The organism is Aeromonas allosaccharophila (assembly GCF_016026615.1).
Lineage (GTDB): Bacteria > Pseudomonadota > Gammaproteobacteria > Enterobacterales > Aeromonadaceae > Aeromonas > Aeromonas allosaccharophila.
This window is the reverse complement of sequence record NZ_CP065745.1, coordinates 1,950,898-1,968,084: the sequence shown is the minus strand read 5'-3', so window position 1 is coordinate 1,968,084 and position 17,187 is coordinate 1,950,898. Positions and strand designations below refer to the sequence as shown.

General features: G+C 61.3%; 12 protein-coding genes and 1 pseudogene. 8 read left to right on the top strand and 5 right to left on the bottom strand.

What is annotated here, in order from left to right; all coding sequences use genetic code 11:
- Positions 1-41: 41 nt before the first annotated feature.
- Together dnaQ and I6G90_RS08655 are read left to right on the top strand one after the other, a co-directional pair.
- On the top strand, positions 42-776 hold the full coding sequence (gene dnaQ, locus I6G90_RS08660) for a DNA polymerase III subunit epsilon (protein WP_042656957.1): 735 nt from the start codon (positions 42-44) through the stop codon (positions 774-776).
- Positions 773-2,038, top strand: coding sequence for a TIGR03503 family protein (locus I6G90_RS08655; protein ID WP_197931184.1), 1,266 nt, complete (start codon positions 773-775; stop codon positions 2,036-2,038). The genes dnaQ and I6G90_RS08655 overlap by 4 nt, the downstream gene beginning before the upstream one ends.
- A 94-nt stretch (positions 2,039-2,132) precedes the next feature.
- On the opposite strand, the pseudogene I6G90_RS08650 reads toward I6G90_RS08655, so the two are convergent.
- Positions 2,133-3,651: pseudogene (locus I6G90_RS08650) on the bottom strand (HD domain-containing phosphohydrolase).
- A 322-nt stretch (positions 3,652-3,973) separates the two neighbouring features.
- Here I6G90_RS08650 and I6G90_RS08645 point away from each other — a divergent pair.
- The 6 genes from I6G90_RS08645 to I6G90_RS08620 all read left to right on the top strand — a co-directional run bounded on the left by I6G90_RS08645 (position 3,974) and on the right by I6G90_RS08620 (position 11,000).
- Positions 3,974-4,777, top strand: a complete 804-nt coding sequence (locus I6G90_RS08645) for a siderophore-interacting protein (RefSeq protein WP_197930794.1) — start codon at positions 3,974-3,976, stop codon at positions 4,775-4,777.
- A gap of 279 nt (positions 4,778-5,056) precedes the next feature.
- Entirely contained in the window at positions 5,057-7,024 is a 1,968-nt protein-coding gene (locus I6G90_RS08640; RefSeq protein ID WP_197930792.1) for a TonB-dependent receptor domain-containing protein, read from the top strand.
- Between the two features lie 109 nt (positions 7,025-7,133).
- Complete coding sequence (locus tag I6G90_RS08635) at positions 7,134-8,150, top strand: FecCD family ABC transporter permease (RefSeq protein WP_197930790.1); 1,017 nt, start codon at positions 7,134-7,136, stop codon at positions 8,148-8,150.
- 7 nt (positions 8,151-8,157) lie between these two features.
- Entirely contained in the window at positions 8,158-9,195 is a 1,038-nt protein-coding gene (locus I6G90_RS08630; protein WP_197930788.1) for a FecCD family ABC transporter permease, read from the top strand.
- Complete coding sequence (locus tag I6G90_RS08625) at positions 9,195-9,998, top strand: ABC transporter ATP-binding protein (protein ID WP_106842624.1); 804 nt, start codon at positions 9,195-9,197, stop codon at positions 9,996-9,998. Before I6G90_RS08630 ends, I6G90_RS08625 begins: the two co-directional genes overlap by 1 nt.
- A gap of 84 nt (positions 9,999-10,082) precedes the next feature.
- Positions 10,083-11,000 (top strand): ABC transporter substrate-binding protein, encoded by a 918-nt coding sequence (locus I6G90_RS08620; protein ID WP_197930786.1) that lies wholly within the window; start codon positions 10,083-10,085, stop codon positions 10,998-11,000.
- A gap of 107 nt (positions 11,001-11,107) precedes the next feature.
- On the opposite strand, the gene I6G90_RS08615 is transcribed toward I6G90_RS08620, so the two are convergent.
- From I6G90_RS08615 to I6G90_RS08600, 4 genes are all read right to left on the bottom strand, one after another.
- The gene (locus I6G90_RS08615) at positions 11,108-11,470 is read right to left on the bottom strand and encodes a copper-binding protein (RefSeq protein ID WP_197930784.1); all 363 of its coding nucleotides are present in this window, start codon (positions 11,468-11,470) and stop codon (positions 11,108-11,110) included.
- Between the two features lie 44 nt (positions 11,471-11,514).
- Positions 11,515-14,643, bottom strand: coding sequence for an efflux RND transporter permease subunit (locus I6G90_RS08610; protein WP_197930782.1), 3,129 nt, complete (start codon positions 14,641-14,643; stop codon positions 11,515-11,517).
- Positions 14,644-14,716: 73 nt separating this feature from the next.
- Positions 14,717-16,225, bottom strand: a complete 1,509-nt coding sequence (locus tag I6G90_RS08605; RefSeq protein ID WP_197930780.1) for an efflux RND transporter periplasmic adaptor subunit — start codon at positions 16,223-16,225, stop codon at positions 14,717-14,719.
- A 300-nt stretch (positions 16,226-16,525) separates the two neighbouring features.
- On the bottom strand, positions 16,526-17,020 hold the full coding sequence (locus I6G90_RS08600) for a hypothetical protein (protein ID WP_197930778.1): 495 nt from the start codon (positions 17,018-17,020) through the stop codon (positions 16,526-16,528).
- Positions 17,021-17,187 lie beyond the last annotated feature (167 nt).

The following is a 17,187-nucleotide window of genomic DNA, read 5'->3' as shown; positions in this document are numbered from 1 at the left end:
CTAGCGAGTAAGTAAAGCCGAAGTTTGACATAGATTGGATCATGAACACACCCCAACTGAATCGCCAGATCATTCTGGATACTGAAACCACAGGTATGAATACGGCAGGCGGTCCTGTCTATCTGGGTCACCGCATTATCGAAATCGGCTGTGTGGAGGTGATCAACCGCAAGCTGACCGGTAACCACTATCACGTCTATATCAAGCCTGATCGTCTGGTCGACCCGGAAGCGATCCAGGTGCACGGTATCACCGACGAGTTCCTGCGCGACAAGCCATCGTTCAGCCAGATCGCCGACGAGTTCATCGAATTCATCCGCGGTGCCGAACTGATCGCCCACAACGCGCCGTTTGACGTGAGCTTCATGGACTACGAGTTCAGCAAGCTCGGTCTCGGCTTCAAGACCGCCGATATCTGCTCCATCACCGATACCCTGGCGATGGCGCGGGATCTCTTCCCGGGCAAGCGCAACAACCTGGATGTGCTCTGCGATCGCTATGGCATAGACAACTCCCACCGTACCCTGCACGGGGCCTTGCTCGATGCGGAGATCCTGGCAGATGTCTACCTGCTGATGACCGGTGGCCAGACCAAACTCAATCTGGCCAGTGAAAGCAACGAAAACGAAAGCAATCAGGACACCAGCATTCGCCGGCTGGAGAGCAATCGGCCCGCCCTCAAGGTAGTGCGCGCCAGCGCCGAGGTAGAGGCCCTGCACGAGGCGAGGCTGGATCTGGTGCAGAAGAAGGGAGGAAGTTGTCTGTGGCGGCAATGAGCAAGTGGTGTGCCGGTCTGCTGTTGTTGCTCTCGCTGGGCGCGTCGGCGACCGAGGTGTTTGCTCCCTCCGATATCCCGCTGCTGGATAACCGCTTTCGCATCGATTACGGGGTGAAGGAGATCACCTTCATCGTCAAGCGCAAGCCGAGCACCCCGTCAGTGATCCTGGTTCGTCCCGATGGCAGCAAGCTCTACGTGGGCAAGGTCAAACCCGCCGAGGTGGGTTGGCTGGCACTGCCGGAGCACGATCTCATTACCCTGCGCAATCCCATGCCGGGTCCCTGGCAGGCAATTGGCGAGGTGGACCCCGACAACCGGGTGCGCATCCTCTCCGATATCCGGCTCGATATCGCCGCCCTGCCGATGCAGCTCTATCAGGGAGAGGTGGTCAAGCTCAAGGCGTGGTTGCTGATCAATGGCCAGCCGCCGAAAGATAAATACTATCTCTCTGACCTTGGTATGACCGTCAAGCTGCAATCCTTCAGCGATGCCAGCCAGCAAAGGGTCGTACTGGATCAGGTGCTCGGCCACTACCGTGATGACGGCAAGGGTCTCGACGAAGTGCCGGGTGACGGTATCATGACCGCGGAAGTGACACTGCAGGATATTCCCGGTGGCAAGTACCGCGCCATGTTCAGCACCGGCAATCAGGTGTTTGTTCGCGCCCGTTATCAGGATGTACTGCTCTATCCCTATCCGTTCAGTTATAACCTGGCGCCGCCTTCGGAAGAGCTGGGTGCCAAGTTGTCGCTGCTGATCGACCGTGATGAGCTGGATCCTGCCTCAGTGGTGATCAAGGGGAGTGTGACCAGCAATGTGGGCGGCCTCTACGAGTTCAGCGAGACCGCCAGTGAGCCCAAGCTTGATATCGATCTCTCCATCATCAAGGAGGTCGGTCAGCATGAGGTGAAAGCAACCCTCTATGGCACCACTCGCCTCGGCCGCGAGCTGAAAATCGAGTTGCCGGTCAAAACCTTCAATATTTTCCCGCCGCCTCCCCCTCCCGTAGAGGTGGTATCGGCTGCCGCACCGGCATCCAGTGCCGAGTCAACCCATGAGGCTCCGGCACAGGAGGAGATGGGCTGGCTGATCTGGGTATTGGCGGGTGGTGGCGTGCTGCTGGTGATGCTGGGTGGTGTCGGCTTTGTGGTGATGCAAAAACGGCGAGCCTTCAAACGCGCATTGGCGGCGGCACAGGCCGAAAGTCAGCAGTCCGGGCAGCCGGCAGCCAAGCTGGATCTCAACCTGCCGGAGCAGTAACCCTTGCTCAGCAGTGGCGTGATGCCAGATATAAAAAACCGCCCTGATTATCAGGGCGGTTTTTTTTGAGTTCATAAACAGAACAAACCGGCTATCAGTGTTCGCCGATGTAGACATCCTTGTTCTGCTCGCGGATCTCGAGGAACTTGTCCAGATTGGCCAGCATCAGCTCGACCAGTTGGGGGTCGAAGTGCTGACCCTTCTCCTCCTCAATCAGCGCCAGCACCTTGTCCAGTGGCCACGCCTTCTTGTAACAGCGATCCGAGCCGAGGGCATCGAACACGTCCGCCAGTGCCACGATTCGTCCCTCCAGTGGAATATCCATTCCCTTCAGGCCACGAGGATAGCCACTGCCATTCCACTTCTCATGGTGATTGCCGGCGATGGTGGCACCAATCTGGAACAGCGCCAGATCGCTGCCGGAGAGCATATCCTGCCCGAGCTGGGCGTGGGTTTTCATGATCTCCCAACTCTTCCGGGGTCAGCTTGCCCGGCTTGTGCAGGATGGCATCGGGAATACCGACCTTGCCAATGTCGTGCAGTGGTGAGGCTCTTTTGATCAGCTCGCTTTGCTCTTCACTCATCCCCAGCAGCAGGCAGAACTGCTCGGTATAGAGCGCGACCCGCTTGACGTGCAGCCCCGACTCTTTCGAGCGGGTTTCGACCAGTTCGCCGATGCGGTAGATGATCTCCCGCTGATTGTCGGCGATCACCTCGTTCAGCCGGATATTTTCCAGCGCCACTATGATGTTTTCGGTAAACAGGGTCAGCAGACTGGTATCGATCTGACTGAGTTGACGAGTGGTCTCGATATGGAACAGCAGGTGGTGGCGCTGGTTCTGGCAGTAGAGCACCATCTGATTGGTGCCGTACACATTGCTGCGTTTGCCCATGGCCTGGCGCAAGATCTCCGGCGCTTCCGTGAGGAGCATGGCGGGATGGCCGGGGAGCAGGGGCTCCAATACTTGATCTCTCACCTCATAGGCGTATTGCTTTACGTCGTAGATCTGGGTCTCCCCCAGATGGAGCAGGGCACTGAGCTGCTCCTGGGCCCCTTCGACAAACTGGCGCAGGGCCCGTTTCTCAAAGATCCCCTTGGAGGCTTCGATGACTTTTTCCAGCCCCTGACGGTTGCTCTCCAGGGTGCGGATATCCCGATAGGAGCGCAGGCTGGCCCGCAGCAGGGTACGCAGCTTCTGGGAGGTGAGCTCGGTTTTATCCTTGTAGTCGTTGATGTCGTAGTTGGTGACCACGTCATCTTCCGGCGCCTGGCCGGGTTGGCCGGTACGCAGCACGATGCGCACCATCTTGTTTTGCAGCTCTTCACGGACATATTTGACGACATCAAGGCCCGCGTGGTCGACCTCCATCACCACGTCCAGCAGCAGCAGCGCGACATCAGGGGTGATGGCCAGCAGCTTCTTTGCCTCTGCAGCGGAATAGGCATGCAGAAAGTCAATGGGGCGATTGTCAAACTCGAATTTGTTCAAGGTGATTTTGGTGATGCGATGCACTTCGGGCTCATCGTCAACAATCATCACCTTCCAGCCCGCTTGTTGCGTGTCGGGAAGGGCGAGATCATCATCATCAATAATCAGGATTTGGTCATCCATCATACAATCCTGTTTGGCATCCTGTGCTTACATTAACTGCTTCACTAAGGATAGGAAACTTATTGAGAAATAAAATTTGATCTCGAAAAACAATGGTCGAATAAGCAAATGGAACCGCCACTTCCGGTGACCGTTGGCGAGGGCTTTCTTCGCACAATCATGAGGCTGGATTGCATCCACGTCACTCGAGCTCTCGATTGCCGCACCACATCGCGCGGCTCTTGCACATCCCTCCCGCCGGGGCCGACGAGAAGGAATCCTATTTGATAGTAATTCCTATTTGCGTGTAGCATGGGTGACACACTCAACGAGGAGCCCCATCGTGTCCCCATCTCTGCCTCCCAATCGCCCCCGTCTGCTGACCGTCAAGGCCGTTACCCGGATCACCCCCCATTTGCGTCGCATCACTTTTGGTGGCAGCGAACTGGCTGACTATCCCTTTACCTGCGGTGGGGCCCATATCAAGGTGATGCTGGCCCAGCCCCATCAGGTTGAGCCGGTGCTGCCTGCCATGACCCCGAGCGGCCCGCGCTGGAGCAATCCTGCAGACAAGCCGGTGATCCGCACCTACACCATCCGCGCGTTTCGCCGTGATGAGCAGGAAATTGACATCGACTTCGTGCTGCACGGTGACGGCGGGCCCGCCAGTGCCTTTGCCACCCATGCCAAGCCGGGAGATAAGGTGATCCTCTCCGGGCCGGGTGGCCCCAACCCCATGCTGCAACCGGCCGAGCATTACTGCCTGGTGGGGGATCTGACTGCCTTGCCCGCCATCATGGCGATGTGCGAGGTGATGCCTGCCGATGCCAGAGGGGAAATTGCGATTCTGGTGCCGGATCAGGCGGATGCTCAGCCGTTGACGCTGCCGGTCGGGGTGCGCTGTCACTGGTTTGTCGGCGAGCCCGAGCCCAGCGGCCTGCTGGAGCATGTTATTGCTCTGCCGCTGGTGCGCGATGGCGGCTTCTTCTGGTTGGGTGGGGAAGAGGCGCTGGTGTTGCCGCTGCGCCGCCATTTTCGGTCTGTGCTCGAGGTGGATCGCCAGTCGCTCTACGCCGTGCCGTACTGGCGGCGGGGCAAGAGTGAAGAGGCCTATCACCAGACCCGTCACGATGTGATGGATAATTAAGCGGATGCGAAAGAATACCTGATTCACGCTTGCAAATAAAAATGATTTGCATTTAGTATTGCGCCGTCCCGATGTCAGTCGGCACGGCGTTTTTGTTATTGATGGCTGCGAGTGGCATAGCACAACGCAGGCCCTGCCGTAATGCACTGATGTTCGGGAGTGATAGGACATGGACGACAGTTCATGCCAATGAACTCCATCACTTTGCACCGGGTCTGACGAGGTCAGACAGGGATGTCGGTGGTGTTGGCCTTGGTTGTTTTATGTGGAGTGTTGATGATGCGTACATCATCCCGACGATTTGCAGTGCATCCTCTGGTGTTGTCCCTTTTTGCCCTGCCAGTTCTGGCCCAGGGGACAGCGCCTGCCGCCGCTCATGAAACCATGGTCGTGACGGCGACCAAAACCCGGCACAGCGAGCTGACCGCCCCGGCCAGCGTCTCTGTGGTGACCCGGGCCGAGCTCGACAAGCTCAATGTCAATGACCTGACCGGCGCCCTGAAACAGCTGCCGGGGGTCAATATCAGCCCTGCCACCAGCTACGGCCGCAGCGAGATCAAGTTGCGTGGGCTGGAGGGGGATTACACCCTGTTGCTGGTCAATGGCCGGCGTATCAGCTCCCGCGACGCCCTTACCTCCGGTTATGGCAATGATTTCGATCTCTCCGCCATCCCCATGGCGGCCATCGAGCGTATCGAAGTGATCCGCGGCCCCATCTCCTCCCTCTACGGTGCCGATGCGCTGGGTGGGGTGGTCAACGTCATCTTGCGCCAACCCGGGGAGAAGACCGAAGCAGCGGCCACCTATACCTTCAGCGACCCCACCGACGGTCACGGCGGGGATATCAACAAAGCGAACGCCTATGTGGGCGGGGCGCTGATCGACAACAAACTGCTGGCCAACCTGGTGGTGGAAGGGAACCACAGAGATGCTTGGCAGAGCGAGCAGAGCATCAACCCCAAGGCCGATGCCATCGAGCAGCGTGAAAAGCTGGGGATCCTCTCCAACGTCAAATGGCTGATCGACGATCGTCAGGATCTGGATGTGGGGATGAACTACGCCAAAGACGATCGCGAGGCCCACTGGAACAACTACGGCCAGACGCCGCGCAATATCCAGCAGATGGAACGGTTGGGACTCAACGCCACCCACGTCGGCCGTTGGGATCAGTTCGACAGCCGGGTCGGCTATGCCTTCGAGCAGGTAGATCTCTTTGATGACTCCGAACTGATGACGGCGCTGAGCAAGACCAGTGGCGATGTGAGCCAGACCAACCACACCTTCGATGGCCAGCTGAGCGGCTATCTGGGCAGCCACCTGCTGACCAGTGGTGCCGAGTACCGCATCACCGAACTCAAGCATAACGTCAACCTCAAGGGGGGTGATGTCAGCGTCAACCAGAGCGCGCTCTATCTGCAGGATGAGTTTGGCTTTGGCGATCTGGCGTTGACCCTGAGTGGCCGGGTCGATCACCACGAGACCTATGGCACCGAGTTCAGCCCCCGTGGTTATGCCCTCTACAGCCTGACCGACAACTGGGTGCTCAAGGGCGGCATTGGCAAGGCGTTCAAGGCGCCGACCATTGCCCAGTCCAACCCGGACTATGCGGTAGCCGCCTGTCGCGGTCGCTGCGCCGTGGTGGGCAACCCGGATCTGAAGCCGGAAACCGCCGTCAGCTACGAGCTGGGTACCGCCTATGATGGGTCGTTCTGGGGCGCCGGGGTTACCGCCTTCCACAACGATATCAAGGACAAGATCCAGAGCGAGGCATGGACCTCCACCTGGCGTCCGGCTGTGATGACCTATCAGAACGTCAGCAAGGCCCGCATCAAGGGTGTGGAGCTGAGCGGCTGGTTTGATCTCACCGATACCCTGACCCTCTCCAGCAACGTCACCCTGATCGACGGGGAAGACAAGACCAGCGGCAAGGATCTCTATCGGACGCCGGAGCATACCGCCAACGCCAAGCTGGAGTGGCAGGTCATCGAGAGCCTGAGTACCCAGCTCGGCTGGAACTACTCCGGCAGCCAGATCCTCCCGGTTCCGCGCATGAGCGGCACCACCTATGAGACCACCGCCGGATTCCACACCCTGGATGTCGGGGCAGTCTGGAACGCCACCCGGGCACTGGATCTGAAGTTCGGACTCAACAACCTGACCAATACCAAGCGTGACTGGGTTGCTACCGAGGCCGATCAGATCCTCGACGGGCGCACTGTCTATGCCGGTGTGGCCTACAAGCTGTAATGGCTGAGCGGGAGCCCGCACTGGCGGGCTTCCGTTGTCGCCGCTGTATCACCCCGGGTGACGGCTTTTATTTCAACCACATGGCATTGCAATCATAAGGAGTTAAAGGGTGTTTAGAGACCAGACCTCGCTGTTCTGGCTGGGATTGTTCCTCCTGTTCATACTGCTTTCTCTTTCGCTCGCCACCGGTGCGGGCGTCTATGGTGCCCGCGAGGTACTCGGCTACCTGATGGGCGATGCCCGCTGGGCTGGCGACGAGAAGCTCGCCATGGTGCTCAATACCTTGCGGATCCCACGCACCCTCTGTGCCATGGTGGTCGGCGCCTCTTTATCTCTGGCTGCCTCCTTGTTGCAGAGCGCGACCCGCAACCCGTTGGCAGAGCCCGGCCTGCTCGGCGTCAACGCCGGGGCCGTCTTTGCACTAGTAGTGGGGCTCACCTGGTTCGGGGTGGAGTCCGCCTACGGCTATCTGCTCTGGGCCGGACTTGGCGCGCTGCTCGGCAACGTGATTGTGCTGGGGCTCGGCATGATGATTGGCCGCTCCAACCCGCTCAAGCTCATTCTGGTCGGGGTGGCGCTCTCCGCCACCTTCGGCGGTCTCTCCAGCTTTCTGCTGCTCTCCAACAATATGGTGCTGGAGCAGTACCGCTTCTGGAACCTCGGCTCCCTGTCGGCGGCCAATCTCGATGCCATCATCGCCGTGCTGCCCTTCGTGCTGGCAGCGTTTGTCATCACCCTGCTGCTCTGTCGCCAGCTGACCCTGATGCAGATGGGGGACAGTCAGGCCCAGGCGCTCGGGATCCGCCCCAACCGGGTGCGGATTGGCGTGCTGCTGGCCGCCACCCTGTTTACCGCCAGTGCCATCGCCATCGCTGGCCCCATCGGTTTTGTCGGCTTTCTGGCCGCCTACTGTGGCCGACTGGTGGAGCCGGTGAAGCTGTCGGTGCAGGTCTGTTTCTCCGCCCTGTTCGGCATGTTGTTTCTGCTGTTGGCGGACATTCTGGCGCGCTGGCTGATCCAGCCCTTCGAGCTGCCCAACGGCGTCATTCTGGCCCTGATCGGCGCACCAGTGCTGATCGCCATCGTCCATCGCGGGGGCTTTCGTACCCTGCTAACCGTCAAGTGAGGGGCTGATGCGTACACCTACCGATATGCTCTGCCTGCGGGCAGGCAACCGCTCTTTGCTGATCCATCTGCCAAGTTGGCGCTGGCTGGCACTGCTGGCCATGGCGCTGCTGGCGCTGGCTCTGTTGGCCCTGAGCGTTGGCAGCGGCAAGCTCGGCTTTGCCGGGGTGGTCAACACCCTGCTGGGGGAGGGGACGCGGTTTGAGCAGCTCACTTTGTTCAAGATCCGGCTGCCGCGCATCCTTGGGGTGGTGGTTGCGGGCGCGGCCATGGGGCTCTCCGGCTGTCTGGTGCAAACTCTGGTTCGCAACCGGCTGGCTACCCCCGATATGGTGGGGGTCAACAACGGTGCCTCTCTGGCCATCATCGTCTTCTCCCTCTACCTGACCGTGGGCAGCTGGCCCTGGTGGGCTGCGCCTATCGGTGCCATCTTCGCGGCGCTGGTGCTCTATGCCCTCTGCCGCAAGCCCGGTGAGCAGGGCTATCTGTTCGTGGTGATCGGTATCGGCCTCTCCGAACTGTTCGAGGCCCTCGGCCAGTTTGTGATGTCCACTCAGGCCTTGCTGCATTTGAGCTCCCTCTATCTGTGGAATATGGGCAGCTTTATCGCCGTGGGGTACAGCACCATCACCCCCATCGCCATCCTGTTGCTGCTGCTTTGCCCCTGGATCGTCTATCTCTCCCGCTCGCTGGCGGTGCTGCGCTTTGGCCCCGAGATGGCCAGAGGGCTTGGCGTCAACGGCGATAGGGTGCAACTGGGCATTCTGGCGCAGGCCATTCTGGTGGCGGCGCTTGGCACCGCCATCGGCGGCCCCGTGGTCTTTATCGCCATGGCGGCCCCCATTCTCGCCTCCTGGCTGGTGAAAGACCGGGTGGTGCCGCTCTGGCTGGCGGCGCTCAGCGGCGCCTTGCTGCTGCTTGCCAGCGATACCCTGGTCCGGGTGCTAGCCAGCCCCCACGAGGTGGCGACCGGCATCATGACCCGTATTCTCGGCGGCCTGTTGCTGCTGTTTCTTCTTGTTAACGATCGCCAGAGGGCTGACTGATGACGCTCACCGTAAATCGCCTCCACTTCGCCTATCAGCAGACCCCCATCCTGCGGGACATCTCCTTCAGCGTGCCGAGGGGCAAGCTGGTGGGGATCGTCGGCCCCAACGGCTGCGGCAAATCGACCCTGCTCAAGTTGCTTTCCGGCCAGATGAAAGCCCAACGCGGCGAGATCCTGCTCAAGGGCAAGCCGCTCGCCAGCTACCCCATGAAGGGGCTGGCGCGGGAGCTCGCGTATCTGCCCCAGCGGCCGACCCTGCCTGCCGGCATTCTGGTGGAGCAGCTGGTGCAGTATGGTCGCCACCCTCATCAGGGCTGGTTCAATCAGTGGGGCGAGGAGGATGCCCGCATGGTGCGCAGCGCCTGCGAGCGGATGCAGCTTGAAAGCATCTGGCAGCAGAGCGCCGCGTCCCTCTCCGGCGGGCAGGCGCAGCGGGCCTGGCTGGCGATGATCCTGGCGCAGGACAGCGACATGGTGCTGCTCGACGAGCCCACCAGCGCCCTCGATATCGGCCACCAGACCGAGGTGATGGAGGCGATTCACCGCATCACCGCCGAGGGCAAAACCGTGCTGCTGGTGATCCACGATTTGGCGATGGCGGCCCGCTACTGTGACGAGCTGATCGCCATCGGCGAGGGGACCATTGCCGCCATGGGCCCGGCCCGTGAGGTGGTGACCAAGTCCCTGATCGACCGGCTCTACCAGACCAGTGTCGACATTCTGCATGCCCCCGGTGACGGGGCGCCGATTATCGTGCCCCGTCGTCACGAACATGGCCGCGCCCTGCGTTCGGCGAGTTGAGTTATATGGGCCTGCTCTGGTGGGCCCACCGAGTGTATCCACGCGGCCGATTATCCGGGCCGTGCAACGAGAAGGAGTGAGATGATGAAGCGTTTTGCCGCCCTGGCAGCAGCCATCCTGATGCTGGCCGCCCCGCTGGTTCAGGCGCAGGAGATGCGTGAAGTGACCGATGCGTTTGGCCAGCAGGTGCTGGTGCCAGTCCAGCCAACGCGGGTGGTGGTGCTGAGCGAGCTCGAACTCGACAGCACCTTGACCCTGGGGCTGACCCCCATCGGCGCCGTCAATGGCCGTGGTCAACCCAGCTTGCCCCGCTATTTGCTGAACAAGGCGGGCACGGGGATCCAGGTGATCGGCGATCTCGACAGCCCCAATCTGGAGTCGCTGATTGCGCTGGAGCCTGACCTTATCCTGACCGGCCAGACCCGCCCCGAGCTGCTAACGCTGCTGGGGGAGATCGCGCCGACCGTGGTGACCAGCAAGTGGGGTGAGCCGTGGCAGGATAGCTTCCGCCGCACCGCCCACACCCTTAATCGCGATCAGCAAGCCGATACATTCTTGCTGCAGTACGCCGAGCGGTTGACTCAGGCTCGCAGCAAGCTGGCCAAGCATCAGGGGGAGAGCATCAGCATAGTGCGCTGGAACCCCAAGGGGCCGAGCTTTATGTATCAGGGCACCTTTGCCAGCAGCGTAGTGGAGTCGATGGGGCTGGTGCGTCCGGACAAACAACAGGGTACTGGCGCACCCCACTCACCGGCGCTGAGTCTGGAGTCCCTCAACCTGCTGGATGCCGACTGGCTGGTGGTCGGCACCCTCAGCGCCACCGGTGATGCCGTGGATGCCATGCGTCAGGCGGAGCAGACCCCGGCGTTCCAGCAGTTGCCGGTGATCAAGGCCAAGCGCTTTGGTGCCGTTGATGGGTCGCTCTGGACCTCCAGCGGTGGCCCGCAGGCGGCCCTCAAGGTGATTGATGATGTGGAGCAGTTGCTGGCAACCCGCAGCTGAGTGCCATCGCGCACTTGAGGTTGGCCACACGAAAAGGTTGACCAAAGAAGAGGGAGGCTGATGCCTCCCTCTTTGCTTATCCGTTCGGCCCAGAGCGAGCTGGGCATTTACTGCCGCTGAATTTGGGTGATGGTGAGCTTGCCACCCGGGTTCTCGGCATGAAAGCGCACCGCATCCCCTACCTTCAGATCCTTGAGCAGGGCCGGATCAGCCACCCGAAACACCATGGTCATAGGGGGCATCTTGAGGTTATCGATCGCCTCGTGTTTGATGCCGACCTTGCCGTTGGATGCATCGATGCGGGTGATGACTCCCTTGGTCATCATCATGTCGCCCATCTCGCTCATGCCCTCCATTTGCCCCATCTGGCTCATGTTGTGGCCCTGATGGTTCATCATCTCGGCAGCCTGCAGGCTGGTGTGGGTGGCAAGACCCATCAGCAGGGTCAGGGTCAGCGTCTTGTAGTTCATCTTGATTTCCTCGTTGTTTAGTCGAAATGGATCCTGGTGTCAGCCTATTCGGCTTGTTGGTCGGCATGCTTGCCAAGGGTTCGGCTGCGCCATAGGTAGTAGGCGGCAGGCAGCACCAGCAGGGTCAGTACCAGCGCGCTCACCATGCCGCCGATCATGGGGGCGGCGATGCGCTGCATCACCTCGGAGCCGGTGCCGTGGCTCCACATGATGGGCAACAGGCCAGCGATGATGGTGACTACCGTCATCATCTTGGGGCGCAGGCGCAGGGCGGCGCCGTGGATCACCGCCCGGTGCAGACCCGCCTTGTCCGGCTTGCCGCTGGCGATGAGGTCATCCCAGGCGTGGTTGAGGTAGACCAGCATCAAGACGCCGGTCTCCACCGCCACCCCGGCCAGAGCGATAAAGCCCACCCCGACCGCCACCGAGAGGTTGAAATCCAGCAGCCAGAGTGTCCAGATCCCGCCCACCACCGCCAGCGGCAAGGTGGTGAGAATGAGCAGCACCTCCTGAACGCGGCGAAACGCCAGATAGAGCAGCAGCACGATAATGGCGACGGTGAGCGGCACCACGTAGGCGAGACGCGCCTTGGCCCGCTCCATGTACTCGTATTGGCCAGACCAGGTGAGGGCGTAACCAGCCGGCAGCACCAGCTGCTTGTCCACTTGTGCTTTGGCTTCATCGACAAAGGAACCGATATCGCGGCCGCGAATATCGACGTAGACCCAGCCGTTGAGGCGCGCGTTCTCGCTGCGCAGCATGGGGGCTTCGTCGCTGATGTAGACCCGCGCCACGTCCGCCAGCGCAATGCGCGCGCCGCTCGGGGTCACCACCGGCAACAGCTCGAGGCTGGCTACCGAATCGCGATAGCTCTGGGGGTAGCGCAGGTTGATGGGGTAGCGCTCGCGCCCCTCTATGGTCTGGCCCACCTCCATGCCGCCCACCGCGGTGGCGAGCACCGCCTGCACATCGGCGATATTGAGGCCGTAACGGGCCGCTTTGAGCCGGTCGATATCCACCTTGACGTAGCGGCCGCCTGCCACCCGCTCGGCGTAGACCGATGAGGCGCCCTCCACCTTGCCGACGATCTGTTCCAGCTGCTGGCCGAGCTGCTGGATCACCTTGAGATCGGGCCCCGCAATCTTGATGCCGACCGGGGTCTTGATGCCGGTGGCCAGCATGTCGATGCGGGTCTTGATGGGGGGCACCCAGGCGTTGGTGAGACCGGGGAAGCGGATGAGGGAGTCGAGCTCTTCTTTCAGCTTCTCCGGGGTCATGCCGGGGCGCCACTGATCGCGGGGCTTGAGCTGGATGCTGGTCTCCATCATTACCAGATCGGCGGGGTCGGTGGCCGATTCGGCGCGGCCCGCCTTGCCGAACACGTTTTGCGCCTCGGGCACGGTACGAATGAGCTTGTCGGTCTGCTGCAAAATCTCTCGCGCCTTGCCCACCGAGATATTGGCCGCGGTGGTGGGCATGTACATGATGTCCCCCTCATCGAGCGGCGGAATGAACTCGGAGCCCAGGTATTTGAGCGGCCAGAAGCCCGCCACCGTCACCACGGCGGCGATGGCCAGGGTAGTTTTCGGACGAGCCAGGACGGCCTTGAGCAGCGGCACATAGCCCTGGCTCAGCCAGCGGTTCAGCGGGTTGGCCTGCTCCGCCAGCACCTTGCCACGGATGAAGTAACCCATGATCACCGGCACCAGCGTGATGGCGAGCGCGGCCGCGGCGGCCATGGCGTAGGTCTTGGTGAAGGCGAGGGGGTGGAACATCCGCCCCTCCTGCGCCTCCAGCGCGAACACCGGCAGGAAGCTGATGGTGATGATGAGCAAAGAGAAGAAGATGGCGGGCCCGACCTCTATGCTCGCCTCGGTGATGATGCGCCAGCGGTTCTTGTCGGTAAGCGCCTCTCGCTCCATGTGCTTGTGGACGTTCTCGATCATCACGATGGCGCCATCTACCATGGCGCCGATGGCAATCGCGATACCCCCGAGCGACATGATGTTGGCGTTGATCCCCTGCAGGTGCATGACGATAAAGGCCACCAGAATGGCGATGGGCAGGGTGATGACCACCACCAGCGACGAGCGCAGGTGGAACAGGAAGGCGAGGCAGACCAGCACCACCACCGCGAACTCCTCCACCAGCTTGCCGGAGAGGTTGTCGATAGCGCGCTGGATAAGGTCGGATCGGTCGTAGACGGTGACCACTTCCACCCCCTCTGGCAGGCTGCTTTTCAGCTCCGCCAGCCGTGCCTTGACTCCGTCTATGGTGTGCTGGGCATTCTCGCCGTAGCGCATCACTATGATGCCGCCCACCACTTCCCCTTCGCCGTTGAGCTCGGCAATGCCGCGCCGCATCTGGGGACCGGTGACCACATCTGCCACATCCCCCAGCAGCAGCGGGGCGCCGCGCACCGTGGTGCCGAGCGGGATCTGCTTCAGATCCTCGACGTTCTTTAGATAGCCGTTGGAGCGCACCATGTACTCCGCTTCCGCCATCTCGATGACGGAAGCGCCGGTCTCCTGATTGCCCTGTTTGATGGCGGTCTCGATAAGGGAGAGCGGGATGCCGTAGGCGCGCAGCTTGTCCGGATCGACCCGTACCTGATACTGGCGCACCATGCCACCGACTGTGGCGACTTCGGAGACCCCATCCACCGTCTGCAACTCGTACTTGAGGAACCAGTTCTGCAGCGAGGTGAGCTGGCTGAGGTCGTGCTTGCCGGTTCTGTCCACCAATGCGTACTGATAGACCCAGCCCACCCCGGTGGCATCGGGGCCGAGCTGGGGGCGGGCAGAGGCGGGCAGATTGGGGGCCACCTGGCTCAAATACTCCAGCACCCGGGCGCGGGCCCAGTAGAGATCTGTGTTGTCGTCAAACAGCACATAGACGAAGGAGTCGCCGAAGAAGGAGTAGCCGCGCACCGTGGTGGCCCCCGGCACCGCCAGCATGGCGGTGGTGAGCGGGTAGGTCACCTGATCCTCCACCACCTGAGGCGCTTGGCCCGGATAGGCCGTCTTGATGATCACCTGCACATCGGAGAGATCTGGCAGGGCGTCCACCGGGGTCTGTTTGACCGACCAGAGCCCCCAGGCCGTGAGCATGAGGGTTAATAGCAGCACCAAAAAGCGGTTGCCCACTGACCAGCGAATGATGGACGGGATCATGATTGGGCTCCTTGCTCATTTGGTGCAGAGAGCTGAGCCTGTTTATCGGCAAGGTAGCAAATGATGGCAGGGATCATGACTTGGCCCCCATATCGTGCTGGCTATGGTCCATCCCTTCCATCTCATCCGTTGCAGGCTTGGCGTCGCCGTCAGTAGCGGGTGCCTTCTCCTGATGGATGGTGGTGATGCGGTACTCATCTCCCTCCTCCATCACCTGCAGATGCAGGGTTTGCCCCTCGGCCAGCTTGCTCATGTCGACCCCCTCGGCGACGGTGAACTCCATCTCCATGGCGGGCCACTGCCACTCGGGGATGGGCTGGTGGGCCACCATCAGGGTGCGGTTGGCCAGATCGATGCTTTCAACCTCGCCCTGGGTCCACACTTGGGCGGGGCGCACCGCCGTCATGCGCTGGAAGTCTGAATCGATGGCCGATTCGGAGTCGAGCAGGAATTGGGCCGAGCTGACTATGCTGTCCCCAGCCTCCACCCCCGCCTTGATGGCGACCTTGTCACCAAACTGGGGACCCAGGGTGACGGCGACCGACTTGAAGTTGCCATCCCCCAGCGCCAGTACCAGCCGATCCTGACTGCCGGTGCGGATCACCGCTTCGCTCGGTACCACCAGCCGGGGTTCCCCCTGCCCGGTGCGAATGCTCACCTTGGCGAACATATTGGGTTTCAAAAACTCGTCCGGATTGTCAAAGCGCAGCCGCACCTTGAGGGTGCGAGTGGCGGCATCCAGAGTCGGGTAGAGGTAATCCACCTTACCTTGCCAACTGCGGCCGGGAGCATAGTCGAGGGTCATGGTGACCGGATCGCCCACTTTCAGCTGGGCCGCCTGGCGCTCGAACACCTCGACACTGACCCACACCTGCTTGAGGGTGCTGATGTTGAACAGAGCGGCGGCGGGCTCCACATACTGCCCTTCGCGCACCTTGAGCTCCGACACATAGCCGCTGCTCGGAGCATAGATACGCACCGTCTCCTGCACCTGACGGCTTCGTTTGAGAGCGGCGATTTGATCTGCCGGCACCTGCAAGGATTTGAGCTTGCCCTCGGCGGCGCGCAGTAGCAGCGGGTTGGCCGTGTTGAGGGCGAGCAGGTACTCGTGCTGGGCGTTGACCAGATCCGGGGCGTAGATCTCGTAGAGCAGGGCGCCTTTAGTCACCTGCTGCCCCTCGCTCTTGATGGCGAGGGTGCGGATCCAGCCCGCCATGCGGGCGTTGATCGCCTCCAGCCGGTCCTCGTCATAGCCGACGTAGCCGACCGTCTCGATCTGCTGGTGGATGGGGAGCTTCTCCACCTTGGCGAGCCGCACCCCCAGGTTCTGCTGGATCTCGGGGCTGATGGTGACGGTGCCCGGCGAGCCGTTTTTTTGCTCCTCATAGACGGGGATAAAGTCCATCCCCATGTTGTCCTTGGCGGGGCCGTCGCGCTTGTCGCGGGGATCCATGGGGTTGACCCAGTAAAGGGGCGTCTTCTCTTTGGCGCTGGTGCTATCGGTGCTCTGTTTGGCGGCCCAGTAGCCGCCACCGGCGCCAAGGGCGAGCAACAGGGCCGACATCAGGACGGTCTTGTTCATGAGTGGCCTCCGGCGCGGATCTGCATGCAGAACGTGCTGGGGGACAATGCGCCCGCGAAGGCAGCAACCTTGGTGGGTGAAAAGTGGGCTGGTGACATGATACGTCTTCTCTTGTGCAGGCCGCCGGGCGGGTGAGGTGCAAGGCATTACCCAAGGGGCTGGCGGCAAACGGGGCGTTGCTGACGAGTCAGCAGACGCACGGCTCCCTGCTGCTGGCGGGGCCAGTGTTCACAGGGTCAAGCAAGGCGTGCAGACACGGGCAAGGTCAACCTTGCCGCAGGCACGCAGTAGAAGATCGTTCTAGTGACGCAGCACCGACAGCATCAGATGTCGGCGCGGCCAGGAGGGAGGGTGAGTACCGCGGGATCGCAAGAAGGGGTCGCGCAGCCAGTTGTCCAGTACGCTGCTCGCCGCTCCAGTGGGCAGTAGCAGCAGCGGCAAGATAAACAGGGAGAGCAGCATGCCAAACAGCGGCAGGGTGTTGGCTGCGCCAGAGACGCCGGTCTGCATCTGGCAGTCACCGCTTGGGGTGGCGTCATCTCCCATCCCCTGATGGCAGGAGAGGGACGCGGTAGGGGTTTGGTGATCCATGACCGCCATCGGCTCGTCGCCACCCATCACCATGTTGTGAGGCTGGGAGGCCATTGGTCGGGATGAAATGTCGAGCGCTGGTTGCGCCCCGTGCCAGCTGATGCAGAGGGTCAGATTGCAGACGAGCAGCAGTGCCAGCAATAGCCGGGCCAAAGCAACTGAGGGCAATCTTGCAGCAAGCTGGGTGAGTGACAATCCGGGCATCCTTCGGGAGCAGATGGCGGGACTGTAAACCTTGCCTCGAGGTGAAGGTCAATGGCGCCGGTTATGTAATGGAGGAATGGTATAGAGGGTAAATAGTTAAGCATTGCTTAACTATTGCGTATGCCCAACCCTAATGAAGCTTGCCGCTCATCCCGTTAGGATGCGCG